Source organism: Actinomadura citrea (genome assembly GCF_013409045.1).
Taxonomy (GTDB): Bacteria; Actinomycetota; Actinomycetes; order Streptosporangiales; family Streptosporangiaceae; genus Spirillospora; species Spirillospora citrea.
In genome coordinates this window covers 4,174,844-4,198,373 of record NZ_JACCBT010000001.1, presented here as the reverse complement: position 1 = coordinate 4,198,373, position 23,530 = coordinate 4,174,844, and the positions used below count along the sequence as shown (strand labels likewise).

22 protein-coding genes and 1 tRNA gene are annotated in these 23,530 nt (G+C 73.9%); 9 read left to right on the top strand and 14 right to left on the bottom strand.

Annotation, left to right across the window (positions count from 1 at the left end):
* Nucleotides 1–38: 38 nt before the first annotated feature.
* Nucleotides 39–1,088, top strand: coding sequence for an ABC transporter substrate-binding protein (locus tag BJ999_RS19640; protein ID WP_179834637.1), 1,050 nt, complete (start codon nucleotides 39–41; stop codon nucleotides 1,086–1,088).
* A gap of 65 nt (nucleotides 1,089–1,153) precedes the next feature.
* Here the strand turns inward: BJ999_RS19640 and BJ999_RS19635 are convergent, their stop codons facing one another.
* The gene (locus tag BJ999_RS19635) at nucleotides 1,154–1,624 is read right to left on the bottom strand and encodes a hypothetical protein (protein ID WP_179834636.1); all 471 of its coding nucleotides are present in this window, start codon (nucleotides 1,622–1,624) and stop codon (nucleotides 1,154–1,156) included.
* A 181-nt stretch (nucleotides 1,625–1,805) separates the two neighbouring features.
* Between BJ999_RS19635 and BJ999_RS19630 the strand changes: the two genes are divergently transcribed.
* The 5 genes from BJ999_RS19630 to BJ999_RS19610 all read left to right on the top strand — a co-directional run bounded on the left by BJ999_RS19630 (nucleotide 1,806) and on the right by BJ999_RS19610 (nucleotide 6,757).
* Nucleotides 1,806–2,540, top strand: a complete 735-nt coding sequence (locus tag BJ999_RS19630; protein WP_218935137.1) for a hypothetical protein — start codon at nucleotides 1,806–1,808, stop codon at nucleotides 2,538–2,540.
* Nucleotides 2,541–2,544: 4 nt separating this feature from the next.
* Nucleotides 2,545–3,261 (top strand): hypothetical protein, encoded by a 717-nt coding sequence (locus BJ999_RS19625; RefSeq protein ID WP_179834635.1) that lies wholly within the window; start codon nucleotides 2,545–2,547, stop codon nucleotides 3,259–3,261.
* A 267-nt stretch (nucleotides 3,262–3,528) separates the two neighbouring features.
* Entirely contained in the window at nucleotides 3,529–4,938 is a 1,410-nt protein-coding gene (locus BJ999_RS19620) for an aldehyde dehydrogenase family protein (RefSeq protein ID WP_229810556.1), read from the top strand.
* A gap of 178 nt (nucleotides 4,939–5,116) precedes the next feature.
* Nucleotides 5,117–5,866 (top strand): hypothetical protein, encoded by a 750-nt coding sequence (locus BJ999_RS19615; RefSeq protein ID WP_179834634.1) that lies wholly within the window; start codon nucleotides 5,117–5,119, stop codon nucleotides 5,864–5,866.
* 36 nt (nucleotides 5,867–5,902) lie between these two features.
* A complete protein-coding gene (locus BJ999_RS19610; RefSeq protein WP_179834633.1) occupies nucleotides 5,903–6,757 on the top strand; it encodes a helix-turn-helix domain-containing protein in 855 nt (284 codons plus the stop codon).
* A gap of 10 nt (nucleotides 6,758–6,767) precedes the next feature.
* On the opposite strand, the gene BJ999_RS19605 is transcribed toward BJ999_RS19610, so the two are convergent.
* The 3 genes from BJ999_RS19605 to BJ999_RS19595 form a co-directional block, all read right to left on the bottom strand.
* The gene (locus BJ999_RS19605) at nucleotides 6,768–7,097 is read right to left on the bottom strand and encodes a DMT family transporter (RefSeq protein WP_179834632.1); all 330 of its coding nucleotides are present in this window, start codon (nucleotides 7,095–7,097) and stop codon (nucleotides 6,768–6,770) included.
* The gene (locus BJ999_RS19600; protein WP_229810555.1) at nucleotides 7,097–7,963 is read right to left on the bottom strand and encodes an LLM class flavin-dependent oxidoreductase; all 867 of its coding nucleotides are present in this window, start codon (nucleotides 7,961–7,963) and stop codon (nucleotides 7,097–7,099) included. The genes BJ999_RS19605 and BJ999_RS19600 overlap by 1 nt, the downstream gene beginning before the upstream one ends.
* Before the next feature lie 70 nt (nucleotides 7,964–8,033).
* On the bottom strand, nucleotides 8,034–9,182 hold the full coding sequence (locus BJ999_RS19595; RefSeq protein ID WP_179834630.1) for a helix-turn-helix domain-containing protein: 1,149 nt from the start codon (nucleotides 9,180–9,182) through the stop codon (nucleotides 8,034–8,036).
* A gap of 127 nt (nucleotides 9,183–9,309) precedes the next feature.
* On the opposite strand from BJ999_RS19595, the gene BJ999_RS19590 reads away from it, so the two are divergent.
* Nucleotides 9,310–10,104, top strand: coding sequence for a class II aldolase/adducin family protein (locus BJ999_RS19590; RefSeq protein WP_179834629.1), 795 nt, complete (start codon nucleotides 9,310–9,312; stop codon nucleotides 10,102–10,104).
* Here the strand turns inward: BJ999_RS19590 and BJ999_RS19585 are convergent.
* Nucleotides 10,073–10,618 carry a MarR family winged helix-turn-helix transcriptional regulator gene (locus tag BJ999_RS19585; RefSeq protein WP_179834628.1) on the bottom strand — a complete coding sequence of 182 codons (546 nt, stop codon included), beginning with the start codon at nucleotides 10,616–10,618 and terminating at the stop codon, nucleotides 10,073–10,075. The genes BJ999_RS19590 and BJ999_RS19585 overlap by 32 nt on opposite strands.
* 56 nt (nucleotides 10,619–10,674) lie before the next feature.
* Between BJ999_RS19585 and BJ999_RS19580 the strand changes: the two genes are divergently transcribed.
* A complete protein-coding gene (locus BJ999_RS19580) occupies nucleotides 10,675–11,076 on the top strand; it encodes a VOC family protein (protein WP_179834627.1) in 402 nt (133 codons plus the stop codon).
* Here the strand turns inward: BJ999_RS19580 and BJ999_RS19575 are convergent.
* Both BJ999_RS19575 and BJ999_RS19570 read right to left on the bottom strand, forming a co-directional pair.
* A complete protein-coding gene (locus BJ999_RS19575) occupies nucleotides 11,070–12,503 on the bottom strand; it encodes an ATP-binding protein (RefSeq protein WP_179834626.1) in 1,434 nt (477 codons plus the stop codon). The two genes, BJ999_RS19580 and BJ999_RS19575, sit on opposite strands and share 7 nt — an antisense overlap.
* Nucleotides 12,500–14,149 carry an NAD(P)/FAD-dependent oxidoreductase gene (locus tag BJ999_RS19570; protein ID WP_179834625.1) on the bottom strand — a complete coding sequence of 550 codons (1,650 nt, stop codon included), beginning with the start codon at nucleotides 14,147–14,149 and terminating at the stop codon, nucleotides 12,500–12,502. Before BJ999_RS19570 ends, BJ999_RS19575 begins: the two co-directional genes overlap by 4 nt.
* Nucleotides 14,150–14,275: 126 nt before the next feature.
* Between BJ999_RS19570 and BJ999_RS19565 the strand changes: the two genes are divergently transcribed.
* The gene (locus BJ999_RS19565; protein ID WP_179834624.1) at nucleotides 14,276–15,331 is read left to right on the top strand and encodes a Gfo/Idh/MocA family oxidoreductase; all 1,056 of its coding nucleotides are present in this window, start codon (nucleotides 14,276–14,278) and stop codon (nucleotides 15,329–15,331) included.
* Nucleotides 15,332–15,379: 48 nt separating this feature from the next.
* Here BJ999_RS19565 and BJ999_RS19560 read toward each other — a convergent pair whose 3' ends face one another.
* From BJ999_RS19560 to BJ999_RS19530, 7 genes are all read right to left on the bottom strand, one after another.
* Complete coding sequence (locus tag BJ999_RS19560) at nucleotides 15,380–16,402, bottom strand: coiled-coil domain-containing protein (RefSeq protein ID WP_229810554.1); 1,023 nt, start codon at nucleotides 16,400–16,402, stop codon at nucleotides 15,380–15,382.
* 196 nt (nucleotides 16,403–16,598) lie between these two features.
* The gene (locus BJ999_RS19555) at nucleotides 16,599–17,039 is read right to left on the bottom strand and encodes an HNH endonuclease (protein ID WP_179834623.1); all 441 of its coding nucleotides are present in this window, start codon (nucleotides 17,037–17,039) and stop codon (nucleotides 16,599–16,601) included.
* A gap of 25 nt (nucleotides 17,040–17,064) precedes the next feature.
* A tRNA-Asn gene (locus BJ999_RS19550) sits at nucleotides 17,065–17,135 on the bottom strand.
* Nucleotides 17,136–17,227: 92 nt separating this feature from the next.
* Complete coding sequence (locus BJ999_RS19545) at nucleotides 17,228–18,232, bottom strand: GNAT family N-acetyltransferase (RefSeq protein WP_179834622.1); 1,005 nt, start codon at nucleotides 18,230–18,232, stop codon at nucleotides 17,228–17,230.
* Between the two features lie 79 nt (nucleotides 18,233–18,311).
* Entirely contained in the window at nucleotides 18,312–19,298 is a 987-nt protein-coding gene (meaB, locus tag BJ999_RS19540) for a methylmalonyl Co-A mutase-associated GTPase MeaB (protein WP_179834621.1), read from the bottom strand.
* Between the two features lie 67 nt (nucleotides 19,299–19,365).
* Entirely contained in the window at nucleotides 19,366–21,588 is a 2,223-nt protein-coding gene (gene scpA / locus BJ999_RS19535) for a methylmalonyl-CoA mutase (protein WP_179834620.1), read from the bottom strand.
* The gene (locus tag BJ999_RS19530; RefSeq protein WP_179834619.1) at nucleotides 21,585–23,408 is read right to left on the bottom strand and encodes a methylmalonyl-CoA mutase subunit beta; all 1,824 of its coding nucleotides are present in this window, start codon (nucleotides 23,406–23,408) and stop codon (nucleotides 21,585–21,587) included. The genes scpA and BJ999_RS19530 overlap by 4 nt, the downstream gene beginning before the upstream one ends.
* Nucleotides 23,409–23,530 lie beyond the last annotated feature (122 nt).

Genomic DNA, 23,530 nt, shown 5'->3' with positions numbered 1-23,530 from the left:
CCTTCCCACCCCTCACCGGCACGACCAGGAGAACCGTCATGCCCAGCACCTCCGTCCGGGCGGGCGCAGCCGCGCTCGCCGCCCTCACCGCCCTGTCGTCCCTGTCCGCCTGCCGCGACTCCCGTTCCGGGGCCGACGGCGGCTCCGGCGGCACCGTCAAGATCATGGTGGGCGGGATCGACAAGGTCATCTACCTGCCCGCCAAGCTGACCGAGCAGCTCGGCTACTTCAAGGAGCAGGGCCTGGACGTCCAACTGCTCACCGAGCCCGCCGGCGCGCAGGCCGAGAACGTGCTGATCGCCGGGGACGTCCAGGGCGTCGTCGGCTTCTACGACCACTCCATTCACCTGCAGACCAAGGGCAAGTGCGTGCAGAGCGTCGTGCAGATGGCGGACGTTCCCGGCGAGGCGGAGATGGTCTCGGCGTCCAAGGCGGGCTCGCTGACCTCCCCGGCCGGGTTCAAGGGCAAGAAGCTCGGCGTGACCAGCCCGGGATCGTCCACCGACTTCATCACCCGCGCGCTGGCCGTGCGCAACGGCGTCAAGACCTCCGACTACACGACGGTGAAGGCGGGCGCGGGCCAGACGTTCATCTCCACGATGGAGAACGGCGGCATCGACGCCGGCATGACGACGGACCCGACCATCGCCAAGCTCGTCAGCACCGGCAAGGGCAAGGTCATGGTCGAGATGCGCACCGAGGACGGCACCCGCCGGGCGCTCGGCGGGCTCTACCCGTCCAGCTCGCTCTACATGGACTGCGCGTACGTGAAGTCGCACGGCGGGACCGTGCAGAAGCTCGCCAACGCCTTCGTCAAGACGCTCGGCTGGATCAAGCAGCACAAGCCGGCGGAGATCGCCGCGAAAATGCCGAAGGACTACGCGGGCGGCGATCCGGCGCTGTACGAGAAGGCGGTCGGCGACTCGATCAGCATGTTCAACGGGGACGGCGTGATGAAGCCGGACGCCGCCGAGAACGTCCTGAAGGTGCTGGCGCAGTTCTCCCCCGAGGTCGCGGAGAAGAAGGGCCAGATCGACCTGACCGAGACCTACACGACGCACTTCGTCGTCAACGCGAAGCAGGGCTGATCGCTTCTGCCGGACCTGACCGGACGCCGTGACGCGGGCCGGGCCTCGCGCGGAGGCCCGGCCCGTCAGCGTCCCACGGCGGAGTAGAAGTCCGCGTCGGCGCGCTCGTCCCGGCGGCCCGACCCCCAGCGCCGCGGCGCCCAGGCGGGCATCAGCAGCGCGAGCCCCATCATCCCGTACACGCCGGACCCGAGCAGCATGCGCAGGCCGAAGTCCATGTCGCCGGCCGGCGGCACCCGGCCGGGCAGGTCGAGGGCGCGGCCGGGGTCGACCAGGAAGTAGGCGGACGCGCCGAGCAGCGCCAGCGCCGGCACCAGCGAGACCAGCGGCGACGCCCACCGCGCGACGATGATCACGCCCATCACCAGGCCCACGGCGGCGAGCAGCGCGAACGCGCCGTAGATGCGCGTGCGGTCGGTGATCTCCTGCCCGGTGCCGTCGAAGGACTGGCCCGCCTGGACGTACCCCCAGGCCGCGCCGTACACCAGCGCGGGGGTCAGCAGGACCCCGAGGACTAAGCCGAACGCGTGGCGCACCGCGCATCACATCCATTCGAACGCGCCCGCCGCGGGGCGCGGGATTCCGGTAGCGCCCCAATCAGAACACGGGCGCCGGAGAGACCGCAGGAAATCCGTACCGTTTTATGGTGGTTCGTTTTGAACGCCTTGGGCTGGGCATCGCCGTCTCATTCGATCCGACAGCACGTTGGAGGAAACAATGTCGACCGCGATTTGGGTCGTCGTCGCCCTGGTGGTCGTCGCCGTTCTCGCCGCGGCCGGGTACCTCGCCATGACCCGGTCCCGCACGGCGCGGCTCAGGCGGCGGTTCGGCCCCGAGTACGACCGGGTCCTGGAGCGCCAGGGCGGCCGCGCGGCCGCCGAGCGGGAGCTGCGCTCCCGCGAGCAGCGCCACGAGGAGCTGGAGCTGCGCGACCTCGACCCCGGGCGCCGCGAGGAGTACCGCGAGCAGTGGATCCGCGTCCAGGAACGCTTCGTCGACGCCCCCGAGGCGGCGGTCGAGCAGGCCGACCAGCTCGTCACGGTGGTGATGGGCGAGCGGGGCTACCCGACGCACGGCTTCGAGGAGAAGGCGGCCCACCTGTCCGTCGAGCACGGCCGCACGCTGGAGCACTACCGGCGGGCCCACACCATCAGCGGGAAGGCCACGACCAAGGAGGCGTCCACCGAGGACCTGCGCCAGGCCATGGTGCACTACCGCGCCCTGTTCGAGGAGCTGCTCGCCCCGCACGGCGAGGCTCACCGCGGCAAGGGCGAGGAGCACACCGCGCAGGACCCCGCGCAGCACGCCACTCCGCAGAACGATCAGCATGCCGAGCGGCGCGCCGCAGAGCACACCGACGAACACGCCGGCAAGCACGCCGCCGCCCCCACCGGCCCGGCCACCGGCCCGGCCACCGGGCACCGCGGCGACGACCGAACCATGAGGAGCTGACCCGATGGAGCACAGGCGACCCGAGACCGGAACGCCCGCGGCCACCGGGCCGCTCACCGGCGAGCGCGCCCGCGACGCGGGAACGGCGGAGCCCGGGATGACCGACGACCGCCACGTCGCCGGCCCCGGCCCGACCGCCCCCGGGACACAGGCGCCGGAGACCGTGCCCGACACGGTCCCGGACCCGGTCCCGGCCCACCGCGGCACGGACCGTGCCAAGACCCCCGTCAGGGACGCGGGCACGATCAAGACCCCGAGCCAGGAGGCCAACCAGGCCAAGGCGTCCACCCGGGACACCGACCCGGTCGGGACCCCCGTGCAGGGCACCGAGCCCAAGCACGCCGCCCCCCAGAAGCCGGGCGCGACCCCGGGCGCCGCTCCGGGCGCGACCCCGGGCGCGACCCCGGGCGCGACCCCGGGGGCGACCCCGGGCGCCGCATCCGGCGGCGTTCAGGAGAAGCTGATCGCCGCGGCCGAGGCCGAGCGGTTCCGGGAGCGGTGGCACGAGGTCCAGGCCGCCTTCGTCGACGACCCCGGCGAGTCGGTGCGCAAGGCGGACGGTCTCGCCTCCGAGGCGGTCGACGCCCTCGGGCGCGCGCTCGCCGCGCACCGGCGCTCGCTCACCGGGGCGCTCGACGGCGGCGAGCCCGCCGACACCGAGCGCCTCCGGCTGGCGCTGCGCGGCTACCGCGACCTCCTGGATCGCATCTTCGCCGCCTGATCCGTCGCAACGGGCGCCCCCGCGGGATCGCGGGGGCGCCCGCCTGCGTCCGGCATCAGCCGTCCAGGAAGCGGGAGACCACCTCGCGGCCCCGGGTCCCGCGCTCGCGGGTCCTCGACGGAGTGGGCGGCGCCCTCACCACGACGAGCCCTCCCACTGGCCCTCGGTCGCCCCCTTCTTCCGCCGGGGCGCTCGGGTCGCTCGTCAGGAAGGCGGTGAGGGTGAATACTGAATCTCGTTCGGTAACCCCGTGAGCGGAGGACCAACGTGTCCGAGAACTTCTCGATGACCATCGACGGCCGGGCCGTGACGGCGCCCGGCGCCTTCGGCGTGATCGATCCGGCGACCGGCGAGGTGGCCGAGCAGGCGCCCGACGCGTCCCGGGAGCAGCTCGACGCGGCGATGACCTCGGCTCAGGCCGCCTTCGCCGACTGGCGCCGCGACGAGGCCGCGCGCCGCAAGGCGCTGCTCGCGGCGGCCGAGGTCATGTTCGCCAGGTCCGAGGAGATCGGCCGGATCCTCACACTGGAGCAGGGCAAGCCCCTGGCCGACGCGACCATGGAGGTCGTCGGCGCGGGCGTGTGGCTGAAGTACTTCGCCGACCTCGAACTGCCCCGCGAGGTCATCCAGGACGACGCCCGCGCGCAGGTCGAGGTCGTGCGCCGCCCCATGGGCGTGGTCGCCGCGATCACCCCGTGGAACTACCCGCTGCTCCTGGCCGTCTGGAAGCTCGCCCCGGCGCTGCTCGCGGGCAACACGATGGTCCTCAAACCGTCCCCGTTCACCCCGCTGTCCAGCCTGAAGCTCGGCGAGGTGCTGCGCGACGTCCTGCCGCCCGGCGTGCTGAACGTCGTCACCGGCGGCGACGAGCTCGGCGCCTGGATGACCGGGCACGAGGTGCCCCGCAAGATCAGCTTCACCGGCAGCGTCGCGACCGGCAAGCGCGTCGCCGCCGCCGCGGCGCCCGACCTGAAGCGCGTCACGCTGGAGCTCGGCGGCAACGACCCGGCGATCCTGCTCGACGACGCCGACCCGGCCGCGGTCGCCGACCGGCTGTTCGGCGCCGCGTTCCAGAACAACGGGCAGGTCTGCTCGGCGATCAAGCGCGTGTACGTCCCGGAGGCGCTCTACGGGGACGTGGTGGACGCGCTCGCCGAACGGGCCAGGGCCGCGCGGGTCGGCAACGGGATGGACGAGGGCGTCCAGTACGGGCCGATCAACAACCGGCCGCAGTACGAGCGGGTCGGCGAGCTGGTCGCCGACGCGCTCGCGGGCGGCGCCCGCGCGGCGGCGGGCGGCAGGCCGATCGACGGTCCCGGCTACTTCTTCGAGCCGACGATCCTCGCCGACGTCTCCGACGGCACCCGGATCGTGGACGAGGAGCAGTTCGGCCCCGCACTGCCCATCGTCAAGTACACCGACCTGGAGGACGCGGTCGCGCGCGCCAACGGCACCCACTTCGGGCTGTCCGGATCGGTGTGGGGCGCCGACGCCGACCGGGCCGCTGAGGTCGCCGGGCGGCTGGAGTGCGGCACCGCGTGGGTCAACACCCACCTGGCCCTCGCCCCCAACCAGCCGTTCGGCGGGTTCAAGTGGAGCGGCGTCGGCGTGGAGAACGGCCCGTGGGGGCTGTACGGGTTCACCGAGCTCCAGGTGATCCACCGCTCGAAGGGCTGAGCACGTCCGGTAGGGGCCCGGCCGCCGGGCCCCTACCTCATCTCGGTGCGTACTGCATGAGGGGAAAGGCACGACTTCGAGTCCGGAAAGTGATGCCGCCGCTACTGGCGGCCTGATCCCGGAATGGGACACTTCCGGACAGGGGCGTGGATCACCGCACCGACCCTGGAGGAACCGGATGCACACCTGGGACGTCATGCGGCGGGACGATCTCGGCAACGTCTTCCGCGTCGCGGTGCACGACTCCCGGGTCTCCGCGCTGGCCCAGGTCATGGCCTTGGAGAGCGGCGTCCGGCACCGGCAGACGTACTGGGTGGACGGCCCGCCGGGCCCCGCCGTGCGCACCAACCGCGACCTGTACCTGGTGTTCCTGCAGCTCGGTCAGGAGGCGAGGGCGGCCTCGTGGTCGCTGTCGGCGTTCCTGCGCTCGCTGTGGAAGGTCGGCGCCGCGCTCGCCGGCCAGGCGCGGCTGGAGCCCGACGACGTGGCGGCGATGTTCGCGGCGGCCGCCGCCACGCCGCCCCCCGCCTTCGACGCCGCCTGGAGCGGCAAGGACCTGTCACTGCCCGGCGACGAGCCGGACGGGTACGCCGACTGGGAGCGGGTCCTGCTCTCCCAGATCGCCGACCTGGAGGACTTCCTGGCCGCTCCCCCGGGCCCGCGGGCCCGGTTCGGCGTGGAGGCCCCCCGGCCGCCCGGCTCGGGCGCCCGCGCCACCCCGGCCCGCTGGTACAACTTCGACCCCGCGACGTACCTGGAGTGCGCGGTGGCGGGCAGCCTCGGCGGGTGGGACGCGGCCGACGGCGCCCGCGTCCCGCTGCCGGCGGGGCCCGGCGAGTCGCCGGCGCGCTCCTACGTCCGCACGATCATCACGATGAGCTGGACCGATCTCGCCCGGATCGCCGTGTGCGGGCAGATATACGAATAGTCCGCCCTGTCACCCTGACGTGGTAGGACTGGCACCATGACCGACAGGCCGGTCGAGTTCAGCGACCGGGGAGGCTGGTGCCTGGCACGGGGCCGCCCCCATCCCGCGCTGCGCCCGTTCCTGCGCGCCTACGACGGCTACTGGGAGACGGAGGCCGTGCCGTCCCGGATGCGGACCCTGCCCACCCGCACCACCGTGGTGATCCTCAACCTGGGCCCCCCGCTCCACCTGGAGGTCCCCGACCCGGGGGTGCGCGACCGCGCGTACGGGTCGTTCGTCGCGGGGATGCACGACGGGCACGGCATGTACCTCAGCCCCGGCGGGCAGCGCGGCATCCAGCTCGACGTCACCCCGCTCGGCGCCTACACACTGCTCGGCGTCCCGATGGCGCGGCTCACCAACGCCGCCGCCGACCTGCCCGACCTGCTCGGCCGGGAGGCGGGGACGCTGGTCGAGCGGCTCGGCGACGCGCGGACCTGGGGCGCGCGGTTCGCCATCCTGGACGCCTTCCTGCTGCACCGCCTCGACGCCGGTCCGGTCCCCGACCGGGAGGTGGCCCGGGCGTGGCGGCTGCTGAACGGGAACCCCGCCTTGCCGGTCGCCGACATCGCCGCCGACGTCGGCTGGAGCCGCAAGCACCTGACCCACCGGTTCCGGGAGCAGGCCGGGCTGCCGCCCAAGGTGATGGCACGGGTGCTGCGCTTCCAGCGCGCCGTCGGGCTGCTCCTCGGCGGCGCCGGGCTCGCCGAGGCCGCGTTCGCCTGCGGCTACTACGACCAGGCCCATCTCAACCGGGACTTCCGCACGCTTTCGGGCTGCACGCCGACCGAGCTGATCGGCGGCCAGCTGGAGCAGCAGCGCGTCTCCACGCTGGCCGAGGCCTCCGCCTGAGCCGGCCGGATCAGCCCTGGTGGACGCCGCCGCCCAGGTTCATCACGATGACGCCGAGCACGATGATGGCGGCGCCGGCGATGGTCACCGGTTTGACCGGCTCGTCGAACAGCAGCACGCCGCCCGCGAACGCGCCGATCGTGCCGAGCGCGGACCAGATGGCGTAGACGGGCCCGACGTTCAGCGACGTCAGCGCCCTGGCCATGAAGACGAAGGAGATCAGGTACCCGGCCACCACGATCAGCGACGGCCCCAGCCGGGTGAAGCCGTCGGAGGCGCGCATCGCCAGCGTCGCCGTCACCTCGAAGGCGATGGCGAGGCCGAGCAGGACGAACGGCATCAGAGCGCCTCGCCGTGCTCGGCGGCGATCGCCTCGAAGACCGTCATGTCCGCCTCGAACGGCGAGCCGGGGCGGGGCCAGTGCAGCGCGATCTCGGTGATGCCGAGTTCGGCGTAGCGGCCGGCCAGGTCGGCGAACGCGCCGGTCGACTCCAGCCAGGGCTCCTCGTTGAAGCCGGTCAGGAGAATGAGGTCGTCGAGGCGGCGGCCCTCGGCGTCGCACGCGGCGCGCAGGGCCTCCAGCCGGGAGCGGACGATGCCGTACGGCTCGTCTCCCTCGCCGTGGGCGCTGGTCACCCAGCCGGTCCCGTGCCGGGCCGCGACCCGCATCCCGCGCGGCCCGTTCCCCGCGATGACGAGCGGCACTCGGGGGCGCTGGACGCAGCCCGGTTCCTGCACGACCTCGCGCGCGGTGTAGTACTTCCCCTCGAAAGAGGTCTCGGGGTCGGTCAGCAGGCGGTCCAGCAGTTCCACCCACTCGGCGAAGCGGGAGGCGCGCTCGTCCGGGCTCCAGTCGCCGCCGAGGATCCCGGCGTCGGACGCGCGGCGCGTGCCGCCCGCCCCGGCGCCGACGGTCAGGCGCCCGCCGCTCACGTGGTCGATCGTCTTGATCGCGTGCGCTGTCGGGACGGGATGCCGGAAGTTAGGCGAGGTCACCAGCGTGCCGACGCGGACGCGGGAGGTGACCGCCGCCGCGGCGGCGAGCGTGGTGTAGGCGTCGTACCAGGGCGTCGTGCCGCGCCAGGCGATGTGGTCGTACACCCATGCGTGCCGGAACCCGAGGTCCTCGGCACGCCGCCACAGCTCCCCGGCCCCGGGCCAGGACTGCATGGGCCACATCACGGCGCCGATCCTCGGTGCGGTCACCGGCTCCTCCGTCCTCTCCCGCGTCCCCCGCGGAACGCCTCCACCCATAGATACATGCCGCCACGGTGGTTCACGCACCGGACCGGGCAAGCCACCGGTGCAGGGCCCACCACCAGTTCGCGGTGCGCGACACGGCCGCGCCCGCGCCGGGGTCGAGCAGCGGCCGCCCGGCCAGCTCCTGGAAGCGGCGGATCCGGTACTTCACGGTGTTGCCGTGGACGTGCAGCGCCGCGGCCGTCGGCTCGATCCGGCCGCCGTGGTCGAGGTAGGCCAGCGCGGTCTCGGCCAGTTCCCGGTGGAACGGCTCGCCGGGGTCGAGGCCCGTCAGAAGCGCAGCGGCGAGCAGGCCGCCGAGTTCCGGCTCGGCCTCGGTGGCGGTGAGCAGCGCGAGGTCGGCCAGCTCCCGCACCCCGGTGAGCCCGGCGGCGGCGCCCGCCCGCAGCGCCCGCCGCCCGAGCGCGTACATCGGGGCGATCTCGCCGGGACGCGCGGGCGGGGCGGCCACCAGCAGCGGGCCTGGTGACCCGGTGGCCGGGGCCCGCGGGCCGGGCAGCCGGGCGACGAGGGCCGCGAGCCGCCCGTCGACGAGCCCGCACAGTCCCGGCCCGGCGGCGGTGAGCGCCGACTCCAGCCGTCCCGCCACGGCCGGGTCGCTGACGTCGGAGACCACGCAGTGGTAGGCGGCGTGGGGGTCGAGCGGCGCGAGCACGGGGACGGACTCGCCGTGCAGCAGCTGCCGGAGCATCTGGAGGCGCCCCTCGCGGACGGTCCGCGCCATCTCCAGCTCGGCGACCCGGTGCGCGTGGACCATCCGCTGCACCAGCGCGGTGGTGATCTCATCGATGCGGGTCACGCCGTCCAGCAGCGCCGCGTCCGGGACGCCCATCCGGCGGCCGTCGGCGACGAGCGCCCGGACGAGGTGGGCGCGTCCCGCCTGGAAACCGTCCAGGAACGCCGCGACGGGCACGCCCTGCCGGGCCCGGTCCGAGCCGAGCCGCTCCGCCGCCGCGAGGACCTCCTCGCCCGGCTCGCCGTCCTCCAGCGCGGCGAGCACCCCGTGGACCAGGGCACGCGTGTGCCGCCTGGTCTCCTCCTCCGGCAGCGCGGCCACCAGCTCCGACCGGCCGCGGGCGGCGCGGACCGTCGTCTCCAGCAGCACCGGATCGTCGGTGTGCTCGATCAGCAACCGCAGGAACCGGTCGCCTGCGCTGGGCTCCATCCACCCATTGTGCGTCCTCGTTGTCCCCTCCGGACAACGGGGCGTGCGGGCATTGGGCGCCGCCGGTCTAGCCGGGAGACCGGACCATGGTGTTCGGTGGTCGGGAGACGAGCCCGAGGAGTGCGCGATGTCCGACGAGGAAGAGTTCCTGGAGAAGCTGCCGACCGACCTGATCTTCCGGTTGCCGCCCACGTTCGACGACGTCGCGGACGAGCGCCGGCACCGCAAGGAGCGCCTCACCGCCGCGCTGCGCATCTTCGGCAAGTTCGGCTTCGAGGAGGGCGTGGCCGGGCACATCACCGCCCGCGACCCCGAGCGCACCGACCATTTCTGGGTGAACCCGTTCGGCATGTCGTTCAAGCACATCCGGGTCAGCGACCTGATCCTGGTGAACCACGAGGGCAAGGTCGTCGAGGGCCGCTACCCGGTCAACGAGGCGGCGTTCGCGATCCACTCGCAGGTGCACCAGGCGCGCCCGGACGTGGTGGCCGCCGCGCACAGCCACTCCACCCATGGGCGGGCGATCTCGGCGCTCGGCCAGAAGCTGGAGCCGATCACTCAGGACGTGTGCGCGTTCTACGAGGACCACGGCCTGTTCGACGACTACACCGGCGTGGTCACCGACCTGGAGGAGGGCAAGCGCATCGCGGCCGCCCTCGGCGGCCACAAGGCCGTCATCCTGCGCAACCACGGCCTGCTCACCGTGGGCGACACCGTGGACGCCGCCGCCTGGTGGTTCATCACGATGGAACGCTCGTGCCAGGTGCAGCTGCTGGCCAAGGCCGCGGGGCAGGTCGTCCCGATCGAGCACGACAACGCCGCCCTGACCCACGAGCAGATCGGCAACGACCTGGTCGGCTGGATCAACTACCAGCCCCTCTACGACCAGATCACCCGCGAGCAGCCCGACCTGTTCGACTAGGCCGCCCGTCCCCCGGCCCCGGCGCGCTCGGCGGCGCCGGGGCCTTCGCGCGCCCCGGCCGCGCCCGCGGATCGTGGTGGGCGAGCAGGACGCGGGCGATGCGCTCGAAGGCGGCCCGGTCGTCCGGGGTGAGCGGCGCCAGCAGCTCCGCGTCCAGCCCGGCCGCGCGCCGGGTGACCTCGTCCAGCTCCGCGCGGCCCTCGGCGGTCAGCTCGACCACATAGCGGCGGCGGTCGGCCGGGTCGCGCTCGCGGCGGACGAGCCCGGCCCCCTCCAGCCGGCCCACGACCTCGACGAGGTCGCTCGGGTCGATGCGCAGCCGGACTCCCAGGTCGCGCTGCGAGGCGGGCGCGGCGTCGTCCAGCGCGGACAGGACGGCGAAGTGCCAGAGGCCGAGGCCGTGCTCGTCCATCATGCGGCCCATCCGCGCCCGTCCGGCCCGCCCGACCTGGGCGAGCACGAACGTGGTGATCCCGAGCAGGCGGGGCGGCAGCGGGCCGGCGGTCTCGTCCATCCGCCTATTGTAGGGTTACCCCAATCATTGGTGAGCACCCACGAATGGGGGACGGCATGGACGCGCTGTATCCGCGCCTTCTGGTGGACGACTTCCGCGCCTGCGCGGGCTTCTACGAGGCGGCGCTGCGCGCGCTGCTCGGGATCGAGCCGGTCAAGCTGATCCCGGAGGCCGAGTACGCGAACTGGGACCTGCGGGGCGAGGCCGTGCTGGTCGTGATGGGGCGCTCCCGGATGGCGAAGGCCACCGGCACCGCGGACCTGCCCGCGCCGTCCGGGCAGGACGGCTCGATGCTGGTGTTCCGCGTGGACGACGTGGCCGCCGCGGCCGGGACGCTCCGCGGGCTCGGCGCCGTCCAGGTCGCCGGGCCGCGGGACCGACCCGAGTGGGGACCGGGGCTGCGCACCGCCCATCTGCGCGACCCCGGCGGGAACCTGCTGGAGCTCCAGTCCTACTGAGGGGGCTCCTCGGCGGGCTCCTCGGCGGGCTCGGTGAGCGGGAGCAGGACCTGGAACCGGGTGTCGCCGGGCAGCGACTGCACCCGGATGTCGCCGCCGTGCCGGTCCGCGACGATGCGCCAGGAGATGTCGAGGCCGAGCCCGGTGCCCTGCCCCACCGGCTTGGTGGTGAAGAACGGCGTGAAGATCCGGTCGAGGTCCTCCTCGGGGATGCCGGTCCCGGTGTCGGCGATCTCCACCATCGCGTAGTCGTTCTCGCGGGCGGTGCGGATCGTCAGCGTGCCGCTGCCCTGCATCGCGTAGAGCGCGTTGACGATCAGGTTCGTCCACACCTGGTTCAGCTCGGCCGCGTAGACCGGGACGGGCGGCAGCGTCTCGTCATAGACGGTCTTGACCATCACGCCGTCCCCGAACTTGCGCTTCAGCATGGTGAGCGTGCTGTCCAGCAGCTCGCGCAGGTCGGTGCGCTGGTAGGGCGCGCGGTCGAGCTGGGAGTACTGGCGGGCCGAGTCCAGTAGCGCGGTGATGCGGCCCATCGCCTCGGAGATCTCCGCCTGGAGCTGGGTCACCTCCAGCACTTCGGCCAGCCAGCGCATCGCGGCCGGCAGGTGGCCGCCCGCCGCCTGCTCGACCTCCCCGGCCTGCTCGATGCCGATCCCGGCGGCCACCAGGCCGGGCGCGAGGTCCCAGGCGTCGTCGACGCCGTGTTCCTCCAGCCAGTCGCCCAGCTCGTCCTCCGCGTCGCTGACCTCCAGCGGGCTGCGGCGCCCGCCCGGCGCGGCGGGCAGCGCCGGGCGCAGCGCCACGAGCGCGCTCAGATGGGTGCAGTCGACGCCCTGCGCGGCGAGGCCGGCCAGGCTCTTCTGCGCGCCGATCAGCCGGTCGCCGAGCTCGGCGCTGGCCCGTGCCGCGGCGGCGGCCGGATTGTTCAGCTCGTGCGTGAGGCCCGCGGTGATGGTGCCGAGCGCGGTGAGGCGCTCGCGCTGGTCGACGACCCGCCGCGCGTTGGTCATCCCGAAGAAGATGCCCTCCAGCAGGTGCGTGGCCATCGGGAACCACTTGCGGACCATCTTGGCGAACTTGCGCGCCGGCAGCACGAAGAGCTTCGAGGGGCGCGTCGCGCGCAATGAGTGCTGGTACCTCTGCTCGATCTTGTCGCCCAGGTAGGCCTGCACGGCCCCGCCGTAGGTGCCGGGACGGTCGGTCCGGCTGACCTGCGCCACGTGGCCCCGGACGTTCTGGGTCATCACCATCTCGCCGTCGAGCAGCACGTAGAGGAACTCGGCGGCATCGCCCTGGGCGCAGATGATCCCGTCCTCGGGGTAGTCCGCGACCGTCCCGCAGGCCGACAGCCAGCCGAGCTTCTCGTCGTCCAGGTCCTCGAAGAGGAACAGCTCCCGCAGCTGCTCCGGTGACGCCGTGTTCATGCCTGCTCCAGGTAACGATGGACCAACGCGACGGCCATCGCGCCGTCGCCGACCGCGGACGCCACCCGCTTCATCGACTCCGAGCGGACGTCGCCCGCCGCGAACACCCCGGGGACGCTGGTCTCCAGGTGGTAGGGCTGGCGGGCGAGCGGCCACCCGGCGGGGCGGCGGCCGCCGCCGACGAGGTCGGGCCCGGTCAGGACGTACCCGCGCACGTCGCGCTCCACGAAGCCGTCCAGCCACTCCGTGCCCGGTTCCGCGCCGATGAACACGAACAGCCAGTGCGCGTCGATGGTCTTCTTGCCGCCCGGCCACGCGAACGTGAGCCGTTCCAGCCGGTCGGCGCCCTCCGCCGCGCACACCGTCTTGCCGGTGTGCACCTCGATGTTGGGCGTCGCCGCGATCTGCTCGACCAGGTAGTGCGACATCGACTTCTCCAGGTCGTCGGCCCGGACGATGATGTGCACCTTCCTGGCGTACTTGGCCAGGTGCACGGCCGCCTGGCCCGCGGAGTTGGCGCCGCCGACGACGGCGACCTCCTCGTCCTTGCAGGACGGCGCCTCGGTGAGCGCGGCACCGTAGTACACGCCGCGCCCGACGAAGTCGTCCACGCCCTGCGCGTTGAGGCGCCGGTAGGAGACGCCGGTGGCGAGGATGACGGCGTGCGCGGCGATCTCGGTGCCGTCCGACAGCCGCGCCACCCGGGCCGTGCCCCGCGACTCCAGCGCGGTCACCTCGCCGGCCTGCAGCAGCTCGGCGCCGAACCGGTCGGCCTGGCGGCGGGCCCGGTCGGCGAGCTGCGCGCCGCTCACCCCGTCGGGGAAGCCGAGGTAGTTCTCGATGCGGGAGCTCTGCCCTGCCTGGCCGCCGAGGGCGCGGCGCTCCACGACCACCGTCTTCAGGCCCTCGGACGCGCCGTACACGGCCGCGCCGAGCCCGGACGGGCCCCCGCCGACGACGATCAGGTCGTAGAAGCCGGTGGACGGGGTGCTCGGCAGCCCGACCGCGGCGACCAGCTCGGCGTCGGACGGGGCCGACAGCGTCGCCCCGTCCGCGGTCACGATCAGCGGCAGCTCCGGGCACGCGGCCGCCGCGAGCAGCTGGGCGCCCTCGGGGTCGCCGTCCATCAGCCAGGTGTAGGGCACCTGGTGGCGGGCCAGGAAGTCGCGGACCTCGTAGCAGCGGGCCGACCAGCGGTGCCCCACCACCCGCAGCTCGCCCGGCGGGCGCCGGTCGACGCGCGCCCAGGCGTCCAGCTGCTCGTCGATCACCGGGTAGAACTTCTCCTCCGGCGGGTTCCACGGCTTCAGCATGTAGTGGTCGAGGTCGACGTCGTTGATCGCGCGGATCGCCGCGTCCGTGTCGGCGTAGGCGGTGAGCAGGACCCGCCGCGCGAACGGGAACAGGTCCATGGCGCGTTCCAGGAACTCCACGCCGTCCATCCCGGGCATCCGGTAGTCGGCGAGCAGCACGGCCGTGTCGTCGCCGCGCAGCCGCAGTTCGCTCAGCGCGTCCAGGGCTTGCCCGCCCGACTCGGCGCGCACGATCCGGTACGCCTCGGCGTACCGGCGGCGCAGGTCCCGCGCCACGGCCCGGGACACACCCGGGTCGTCGTCGACCGTCAGCAGCACTGGTTTGGACAACATGTCCCCCTCGATCCGGCACAACCCCGTACGAAAGCCTACGTGGATCCGGCCCCGCCGTGCGGGACCGGACCCGCCGATCGGGCCCCGCCGCCCGGTCGCCGCCCCGCCATCGGTCATGATCGGGACATGGATCTGCGTGTTGCCCTGATCGGATTCGGCACCGGCGGCTCGGTGTTCCACGCCCCGCTGATCTCGTCCGTGCCGGGGATGCGGCTGGCCGCGGTCGTGACCGGCGCGCCGGAGCGGCAGCGGGCCGTGCGCGAGCGGTACCCGGAGGCGGAGGTCCTCGACAGCGTGGACCGGCTGTGGGGGGCGTCGGGCGCCTGCGACCTGGTGGTGGTCACCGCCCCGAACCGGCAGCACGTGCCGCTGGCCCGGACCGCGCTGACCTCGGGCCTTCCCGTCGTCGTGGACAAGCCCGTCGCCGCCGCCTCGGCCGAAGCCCGCTCCCTCGCCGCGCTGAGCGCCGTCCGGGGGCTGCCGGTCTTCCCCTTCCACAACCGCCGCTGGGACGGCGACTTCCAGACGGTGCGGCGGCTGGTCTCCTCGGGCGCCCTCGGCGACGTCCGGCGCCTGGAGTCGCGCTTCGAGCGCTGGCGGCCGGAGGTCAGGGAGAGCTGGAAGGAGAGCGCCGACCCCCGCGACGCGGGCGGCATCCTGTTCGACCTCGGATCCCACCTCGTCGACCAGGCGATCGCGCTGCTCGGCCCCCCGGACCGCGTCTACGCCGAGATCGACGCCCGCCGCCCGGGAGCCGCGGCCCCCGACGACGTGTTCGTGGCCCTGACCCACCCGGGCGGCGCCCGGTCGCACCTGTGGATGAGCGCCACCGCGGCCGAACTGGGCCCGCGCTTCCGCGTCCTCGGCGGCAGCGCGGCGTACACGGTCTCGGGCATGGACGTCCAGGAGGAGCAGCTCCGCGCGGGCCTCACCCCCAAGGACCCCGGCTACGGCATCGCCCCGCCCGGGTCCAGCGGCCTGCTCGGCACGCCCGGGCACGAGACCCCCGAGCCCACGGCCGCCGGGGCCTACCACGACTTCTACGCGGGCGTCCTGCGCACCCTGCGGGACGGCGCGCCGCCCCCGGTCACCCTCGCCGAGGCGATCACCGGGCTGGAGGTCATCGAGGCCGCCGCCCGCTCCGCCCGCGAGTCCGCCGTCGTCGAACTCGGCGATCGGTAAGGGCGCCCGCGCGGCCCTCCGGCGGCCGCGCCGGAGGGCGCGGACCCGTCAGAGCACGGAGACGTGGACGTGGTCGAAGTGGTTCTGGGTGACGCTGCCCCGGTCCTCCATCTGGCGCCAGCCGCCACTGCCGCGCATGTCGTAGATGCGCTGCTTCCAGATGACGTACTTGATGCCGAGGCGGGACGCGTTGTCGATCACGTACTGGGCGACGCGGTCGCCGTGCGCCTGGGCGGAGGCGCTCGGCATCTTGCCGCCGGTGCTCTCCATGAAGTCGCAGGCCCGGCCCGAGCCGTGGTCCTGCGGGTCGCCGGGGCGCGAGCAGCCGATCGTGGGGAACGCGCCGAACTTTCCGTCGATGTCCAGCAGCGCGGTGCGCATGCGCGCGGTCATCGAGTTGCCGACGATCGGGGACTTCGTGCCGCTCGCCCCGTCCGGGCGGCCGCCGCCGGCGGGGACGGTGGTGCGGGTCGCCTCCGGCTTGTACTTGGCGAGCAGCTTCTTGACGCGGGCGCGCTGGCCCTCCAGGTCGTCGATCTCCTTCTCGACCGCGTCCAGCTTCTTCCTGGCCGTCGCCTGAGACTGGACCGCCCTGGTGTTCAGCGCCTCCAGGGTCTGGATGCGGCGGCCGTTGTTGCGGCTGATGTGCTCGATCACGGCGGCGTCGCGGACAGCGGCGCCCGGCTCGGCCGAGGAGATCATCGGGATCACGTCGAGACGGCCGGTCATGTAGGTGGAGGACGCCAGGCGGGCCACGTCGACGCGGGCGGCGTCGTACTCGCGGCCGGCCCTGGTGGCGTCCGCGCCGGCGCGGACGGCGGCCTTCTTCGCCTCCTCGAGCGAGACGAGCTCGCCCCGGTACTCCTTGGAGAGCTTCTCCGAGCGCACCTTGAGCTTGGCGTACTCCTTCTTCAGGTCCTTCGGCTCCTGCGGGAGGGCCGCCGCGCTCCCGGACACCGGCGGCAGCGCCGCCGAGACGCCCGCCGCGAGGGCGAGCGCCGCGAGGCGCTTCGCCGTTCTGCGCCCGCGCGGGGGGCGGGCAGTCCTGCCGGGGGGATCGAGGGCCGCCACAGATCTCTCCTAGATAACAAAGCTCAAGATTGGCGGCACATTACCACAATCGCCCTAATTGCCTCACAAGCTTCACAAAACACACAGAGTCACGTGCGGGCTACCGGACGGCGCCGCGGCGAGAGGCCAGGGGCCGGACCGCACGACGCGGTCCGGCCCCTCCCCCGACGGCGCCGGGCGGACCCGGCGCCTCCCGTCACGACCCGACGAGTTCCTCCCAGCGGGGCACCCGCGGCCGCGACAGCAGCCGCAGCCCGGCCTCGGCGAGCGTCCGGTCCCCCTTGCGGTTGTTGCACCTGCCGCACGCCAGGACGGTGTTCTCCCAGGTGTCCGCGCCGCCGCGGGACTGCGGGTGGACGTGGTCGATCGTGTTGCCGCGCTTCCCGCAGTAGCAGCAGCGGCCCCCGTCGCGCAGGTACACGCCGCGCTTGCTCCAGGGCGGGCGCCTGCCGTGCCTCCAGCGCATCGCGACGTAGCGGACGAGCCGCAGGACCCGCGGGACCGGGAAGCGGCCGAAGGTGCGGCCCTCCTCCGCCTCCTCGACCACGGCCACCTCGCGCACCAGCATGCGGATGGCGTGCCGCAGATCGACCCTCTGCATGGGTTCGTACGACGCGTTCAGGACGAGCACGTTCACCGGGTCACCTCCCTAGCCCGTGCCGCTCCCCCGCCAGGATTCGAACCTGGATATCCGCATTAACAGTGCGGCGTTCTGCCGTTGAACTACGAGGAAATGCTTCGGCAATTCTCCGCCTTCCGGGCATTTCCCGGAAGGCCTCCATGAGAATGCCCAGCGGCGGGCCGCGGGGGCAACGTGTTTTCCGGTCAGCGACCGGCGGCAGGGAGGGCGGACACGGCGGCCTGGAACTCCAGGGACTCGCGCTCCAGGCGGAAGCCGAGCTCCTCGTTCACGGCGATCATGTGAGCGTTGTCGCCGGAATTGTCCGTTTCGATTTCCCGCACGCCGGGGCACTCCTCCTCCAGCCAGCGCAGCATCGCCGCCTTCACCCAGATGCCGAGCCGCCTGCCGCGGTGCTCGGGCAGCACCGCCGTGTCGTACTGCGCCGCGCGCCCGGCGCACCCGGCCGGCACCACGACCTCGGTGAACCCGGCGATGACGCCTCCCGACAGCGCCGCGACCGTGTAGAGGTCGTCGCCGCGCTTGGCGACGATCTCGGCCATCTCGCGGACGCGGTGCGCGTCCCAGGGCGTCCCCTCGTACTCGGCGAAGTCGGCCATGGCGTGCTTGGCGCGGGCGAGGGCGCCGGCGTGCTCGTCCGGCACCACGCCCCGCCAGCGCACGAGCCGGTACCCGGCGGGCGCCTCGGCCAGCAGCCGCGCCACGCGCTCGGCGGGGACGTCGTCCAGCCGCAGCAGCATGCCGCGCAGGGTCAGCACGCACTCGAAGCCGTGCGACTCCAGGAACGGGACGGCCGGGGTGCCCGCGAGGACCTGCGCGATCACGCTGGAGCGGCCGTCGGCGCGCAGCCCCGCCGCGGCCGCGGCGAGGAGCCGGGCGCCGAGCCCGCGCCGCCGGTGCTCGGGGCGGACCTGGATGTCGACCTCGCCGGGGCGGTCGGCGCCGGGCTCGCCGGGCAGCCGCAGCGCCGCCACCGCGGCCAGGGCGCCGCCCGCCGCCCCCGGCCCGCCGGCGGCCGCCGCCCACAGCCGCTGCCGCGAGCCGGCCTCCGCGCCGAGCAGCAGCCGCGCCGTCCGCTCCGGGTCGGGCGCGGGGTCGCCGTCCGGCTCGGCCGCGTGGACGGCGGCGAGCACCGAGTGCCACCCCCGGATCTGCGCGTCCGTCGGATCATCGAGCGCGATGACGTCCATCCGACTTTTGTACCTGATCCCCGTCCGCCGCGACCGGGACCTGGGACAACCCAAGGTTTCGGACATACGGGAACCCCGTTCAGCGGTCCCGCGAGAACGCCTCCAGGATGCGCTCGGCGGCCAGCGCGGGCGTCAGCGTCCCCTCCGCGACCTCCCGCTCCAGGCCGGGCGCGGCCTCCCGGACGCCGGGATGCCCGCGCAGGTCGGACAGCAGCCGCTCGCGGACCAGCGCCCACGTCCACCCGACCTGCTGGCGGCGCCGCCGGGCCTCCAGCTCGCCGGACTCGCGGAGCCGGTCCTGGTGCTCCACGAGCGCGCCCCACACCTCCTCCAGCCCGGTGCCCTCCTTGGCGCTGCACGTCAGGACCGGCGTGGCGCGGGTGCGCTCATCGCTGCGCAGGAGACGCAGCGCTCCCGCCAGCTCGCGGGCGGCGCGCTCGGCCTCTCTCCTGTGCTCGCCGTCGGCCTTGTTCACCGCGATGACGTCGGCCAGCTCCAGGACGCCCTTCTTGATCCCCTGGAGCTGGTCGCCGGTGCGGGCGAGGGTGAGGAAAAGGAAGGAGTCGACCATCTCGGCGACGGCGGTCTCGGACTGCCCGACGCCGACCGTCTCGACCAGGACGACGTCGTACCCGGCGGCCTCCATGACCACCATCGCCTCGCGGGTGGCCTTCGCGACGCCGCCGAGCGTCCCGGCGGTGGGCGAGGGGCGGATGAACGCGGCCGGATCGGTCGCGAGGCGGTGCATGCGGGTCTTGTCCCCGAGGATGCTGCCGCCCGTCCGGGTGGAGGACGGGTCCACGGCGAGGACCGCGACCTTCTCGCCCTCCCCCGTCAGCCGGGTGCCGAGCGCGTCGATGAACGTGGACTTGCCGACCCCGGGCACGCCGGTGATCCCGACGCGGCGGGCGTTCCCGGCGTGCGGTGTCAGCTCGACCAGCAGCTTCTGCGCCAGCTCCCGGTGGTCCGGGCGGGCCGACTCCACCAGCGTGATCGCCCGCGCGATCCACGCCCGCGACCCGTCCCGCACCCCGGCCGCGTAGTCGTCGAGGCCCGGCGCGCTCACGGCGCTCCCCGAGCGCCCGCCGGGCGCCCCGCGGCGCCGCCTTCCCTCGTCACTCCCGCGGCGCTCCTCAGGAGTGCTCGGGCACGGCGTGCCCGAGCGCGGCGGTGAGCTCCTCCAGCAGGCCGATCGCCGCGTCGGCCAGGACGGTGCCGGGCGGGAAGATCGCCGAGGCGCCGGCGGCGCGCAGCTCCTCGAAGTCCCCGGGCGGGATGACGCCGCCGACGACGATCATGATGTCGCCGCGGCCCAGCGCGGCCAGCTCCTCGCGCAGCGCGGGGACCAGCGTCAGGTGGCCGGCGGCGAGCGAGTTGACGCCGACGATGTGCACGTCGGCCTCGACGGCCTGCAGGGCCACCTCGCCGGGGGTCTGGAACAGCGGGCCCACGTCGACGTCGAAGCCGAGGTCGGCGAACCCGGTCGCGATCACCTTCTGGCCGCGGTCGTGGCCGTCCTGCCCCATCTTGGCCACGAGGATGCGGGGGCGGCGGCCCTCGGCCTCCTCGAACGCGGCGGCCGCGGCCCGCGCCCTCTCGATGCCCGTCACCCGCCCCGCCTCTTCCCGGTACACACCGGAGATCGTACGGATCTGCGCCGCGTGCCGCCCGTAGGCCCGCTCCAGGGCGTCGGAGATCTCGCCGACGGTGGCCTTGGCCCGGGCGGCGTCGATGGCGAGCGCGAGCAGGTTGTGCTCCAGGCCCCGCGGGCGGGTGCCGTCCTCGGCGGCCCCGGCGGTGCGGGTGAGCGCCTCCAGCGCGGCCCGCGTCACGGTCTCGTCGCGCTCCTCGCGCAGCCGGCGCAGCTTGTCGATCTGCTGCGCGCGGACGGAGGCGTTGTCGACCTTGAGGACCTCGATCTCCTGCTCGACGTCGGGCCGGTACTTGTTGACGCCGATGACGGGCTGCCGCCCGGAGTCGATGCGGGCCTGGGTGCGGGCGGCGGCCTCCTCGATGCGCAGCTTGGGCAGCCCCTCGTCGATCGCCTTGGCCATGCCGCCGGCCTGCTCGACCTCGGTGATGTGGCCCCAGGCGCGGCGGGCGAGGTCGTAGGTGAGCCGCTCGACGTAGGCGCTGCCGCCCCAGGGGTCGATGGTGCGGGTCGTCCCGGACTCCTGCTGCAGGACGAGCTGGGTGTTGCGGGCGATACGGGCCGAGAAGTCGGTCGGCAGCGCGAGGGCCTCGTCCAGGGCGTTGGTGTGCAGGGACTGGGTGTGCCCCTGCGTGGCGGCCATGGCCTCGACGCAGGTGCGGGCGACGTTGTTGAACACGTCCTGCGCGGTCAGCGACCAGCCGGACGTCTGCGAGTGCGTCCGTAGCGACAGCGACTTGGGGTTGCGCGGCCCGAACGTCTTCACCAGCCGCGCCCACAGCAGCCGCGCGGCGCGGAGCTTGGCGACCTCCATGAAGAAGTTCATCCCGATCGCCCAGAAGAACGACAGGCGCGGCGCGAACGCGTCGATGTCGAGGCCCGCCTCGCGCCCGGCGCGGATGTACTCGACGCCGTCGGCGAGCGTGTAGGCGAGCTCCAGGTCGGCGGTGGCCCCGGCCTCCTGGATGTGGTAGCCGGAGATCGAGATGGAGTTGTACTTCGGCATCCGCTGCGAGGTGAACGCGAAGATGTCGGAGATGATCCGCATGGACGGCTGCGGCGGGTAGATGTAGGTGTTGCGGACCATGAACTCCTTGAGGATGTCGTTCTGGATGGTCCCCGCAAGCGCCTCCGGCTCCACCCCCTGCTCCTGCGCGGCGGCGATGTACAGCGCGAGGACGGGCAGGACGGCGCCGTTCATGGTCATCGACACGCTCATCCGGTCCAGCGGGATGCCGTCGAAGAGCTGCCGCATGTCGTAGATGGAGTCGATCGCGACCCCGGCCATGCCGACGTCGCCGGCCACGCGCGGGTGGTCGGAGTCGTAGCCGCGGTGCGTGGCCAGGTCGAAGGCCACCGACAGGCCCTTCTGCCCGGCCGCGAGGTTGCGCCGGTAGAAGGCGTTGGACTCCTCGGCGGTGGAGAAGCCGGCGTACTGCCGGATCGTCCACGGCTGGGTGGCGTACATCGCCGGATAGGGGCCGCGCAGGAACGGCGCGACGCCCGGATAGGTGCCGAGGAAGTCGAGCCCGGCCAGGTCGTCGCCGGTGTAGAGGGGCTTGACGCCGATGCCCTCCGGGGTGTCCCAGGTCTGGGCCTCGGGGTCGGCGCCGGTGGCGTCGGCGACCGCGGCGCGCCACCGCTTGGCGGCCTCGTCGGCGGGGGGCGCCGTCCCGAGGTCGACCTCGGCGAAGTCGGGGATCATTCGTTCACTCCCAGATCGTGGAGGGTGGTCTCCAGCACCTCGATCGCGTCGCATCCCGCGTGCACGCGGGCGTCGACCCCCTCGTAGGTTCCCTTACCCGCCAGCCAGACCTTCACCGCACCCGCGTCCCGCAGAACCCGCGCGGCCTCCGCGGCGCCCTCCTCGTAGAGGGCGTCGCTGGAGCAGATGCAGGCGACCGCGGCGCCGGACGTCCCGAACTCCTCGGGGGCGCCCGTGATCGTCTCGATCCCGCCGGCCTGGAAGAGGTTGGCGGCGAACGACGCGCGCGCCGTGTGGGCGGCGATCGGCCCGAGCGTCGCGAGGAAGACCTTCGGAGGGGCGCCGGTGGCCTCGGCGTGGGCGTCGGAGCGATCGCGCAGGGCCTCGAAGTCCTGCGCGTAGGCGACGGTCGGGAGGCCGCCGCCGGGCCCCGGTGGCGCCGGGGCGCGCTGTGGCAGCGTCTCGGTGAGGTTGGGGAACTCGCTGATGCCGGTGAGCGGCGCCTTGCGGCGGGCGACGTCCTTGCGCCGCCGCTCCCAGGTGGCGGCGAGGCGGCGGGCGACGAGGCCCGAGTCGAGGGCGGCGGCCAGGCCCCCGGCCTTCTCGATCTCGGTGAACCAGGTCCAGGCGGCCTGGGCGAGCCCCTCGGTGAGGCTCTCGGCGTACCAGGAGCCGCCCGCCGGGTCGACGACGCGGGCGAGGCTCGATTCCTCCAGCAGCAGCGTCTGGGTGTTGCGGGCGATGCGCCGGGCGAAGCCGTCGGGCAGGCCGAGGCGGGCGTCGAACGGCTGGACGGTGACCGCGTCCGCGCCGCCGACCCCGGCGGCGAACGTCGCGATGGTGGTGCGCAGCATGTTCACCCACGGGTCGCGCCGCGTCATCATCGCCGACGAGGTGACCGCGTGGACGCGCGCGGCGGTGCCCTCCGCGGCGCCGCTGACCTCCGCGACCCGCGCCCACAGGCGGCGGGCGGCGCGGAGCTTGGCGATCGAGGCGAACTGGTCGGCGTTGACGGCGAGGCGGAACTCGATCTGCCCGAACGCCTCGTCCACGCTCAGCCCGGCGCCGGTCAGGGCGCGCAGGTACGCGACGCCGGCGGCGACGGCGGCGCCCAGTTCCTCGGCGTCGCCGCCGCCCGCGTCGTGGTACGGGGTCCCGTCGGCGACGACCGCGCGCAGCCCGGGGAACTCGCGGACGCAGCGGACGGCGAGCGCGGCGGCCTCGTCCAGCGAACCTGGCGTGCCGGTGCGCGCCGCGAGGCCGAGCGGGTCGGCACCGAGACTGCCGGACGCGACGGCCGCGTTCCCGCGCTCGGCGACCAGGGCCAGGAACGCCTCCGCGGCCTCGCCCGCCGACGCCCCCGCGTCCAGCACCACGGGGGCCAGGTCGAGCAGGACGCCGCGCAGCGCCTCGGGGAGCGCGGCCACGGGCAGGCCGCCCTCGCCGAGCCGCAGCCACACGGAGGTGGCGCCGTTCTCCAGGTCGGCGAGGATCGCCTCGCGGGTGACGGCCGGGTCGGGGTGCGCGTGCCGCTGCCGGACGTCCCATCCGGCGATCCCCTCGCCGTCGGGGCGCACCTCGCGCACGTAGGGGGCCAGCCCGGGACGTCCGGGCGGCGCGTCGTCGCGGGTGTAGAGCGCGGCGATGGGCACTCCGTCGTAGGAGTCCCGGGTCAGCAGACCCTCGATCTCGTCGAGGGGGGTGTCCTCGCCCGCCGCGCCGGACCTGCGCAGCACCCCCTTCACCATCTCCCGCCACCGGTCGCGGTCGGCCGTGGGGAAGGCGGCGGCCAGTTCGAGTTCCTCAGGCGGCACCGTCATGTCCTGGATCGTAGGTGAGCGACCGAATCCGGCTCGAAACCGGGTCCCGCTGACCAGTACGCGGCGCCCGGCGCGGGCCCCCGGCCGGCGGGCGCGGGCGGCCGGTTAGCGGGGCGCGGTCC

Bases quoted from the DNA above. Each gene is read 5' to 3' on its own strand.
- BJ999_RS19565 (WP_179834624.1), top strand. From the start codon at position 14,276: ATGGATCTGCGTGTTGCCCTGATCGGATTCGGCACCGGCGGCTCGGTG.
- BJ999_RS19595 (WP_179834630.1), bottom strand. From the start codon at position 9,182: ATGGAGCCCAGCGCAGGCGACCGGTTCCTGCGGTTGCTGATCGAGCAC.
- BJ999_RS19570 (WP_179834625.1), bottom strand. From the start codon at position 14,149: ATGTTGTCCAAACCAGTGCTGCTGACGGTCGACGACGACCCGGGTGTG.
- BJ999_RS19575 (WP_179834626.1), bottom strand. From the start codon at position 12,503: ATGAACACGGCGTCACCGGAGCAGCTGCGGGAGCTGTTCCTCTTCGAG.
- BJ999_RS19580 (WP_179834627.1), top strand. From the start codon at position 10,675: ATGGACGCGCTGTATCCGCGCCTTCTGGTGGACGACTTCCGCGCCTGC.
- BJ999_RS19590 (WP_179834629.1), top strand. From the start codon at position 9,310: ATGTCCGACGAGGAAGAGTTCCTGGAGAAGCTGCCGACCGACCTGATC.
- BJ999_RS19640 (WP_179834637.1), top strand. From the start codon at position 39: ATGCCCAGCACCTCCGTCCGGGCGGGCGCAGCCGCGCTCGCCGCCCTC.
- BJ999_RS19615 (WP_179834634.1), top strand. From the start codon at position 5,117: ATGCACACCTGGGACGTCATGCGGCGGGACGATCTCGGCAACGTCTTC.
- BJ999_RS19630 (WP_218935137.1), top strand. From the start codon at position 1,806: ATGTCGACCGCGATTTGGGTCGTCGTCGCCCTGGTGGTCGTCGCCGTT.
- BJ999_RS19530 (WP_179834619.1), bottom strand. From the start codon at position 23,408: ATGACGGTGCCGCCTGAGGAACTCGAACTGGCCGCCGCCTTCCCCACG.
- BJ999_RS19625 (WP_179834635.1), top strand. From the start codon at position 2,545: ATGGAGCACAGGCGACCCGAGACCGGAACGCCCGCGGCCACCGGGCCG.
- BJ999_RS19585 (WP_179834628.1), bottom strand. From the start codon at position 10,618: ATGGACGAGACCGCCGGCCCGCTGCCGCCCCGCCTGCTCGGGATCACC.
- BJ999_RS19605 (WP_179834632.1), bottom strand. From the start codon at position 7,097: ATGCCGTTCGTCCTGCTCGGCCTCGCCATCGCCTTCGAGGTGACGGCG.
- BJ999_RS19610 (WP_179834633.1), top strand. From the start codon at position 5,903: ATGACCGACAGGCCGGTCGAGTTCAGCGACCGGGGAGGCTGGTGCCTG.
- scpA (WP_179834620.1), bottom strand. From the start codon at position 21,588: ATGATCCCCGACTTCGCCGAGGTCGACCTCGGGACGGCGCCCCCCGCC.
- BJ999_RS19545 (WP_179834622.1), bottom strand. From the start codon at position 18,232: ATGGACGTCATCGCGCTCGATGATCCGACGGACGCGCAGATCCGGGGG.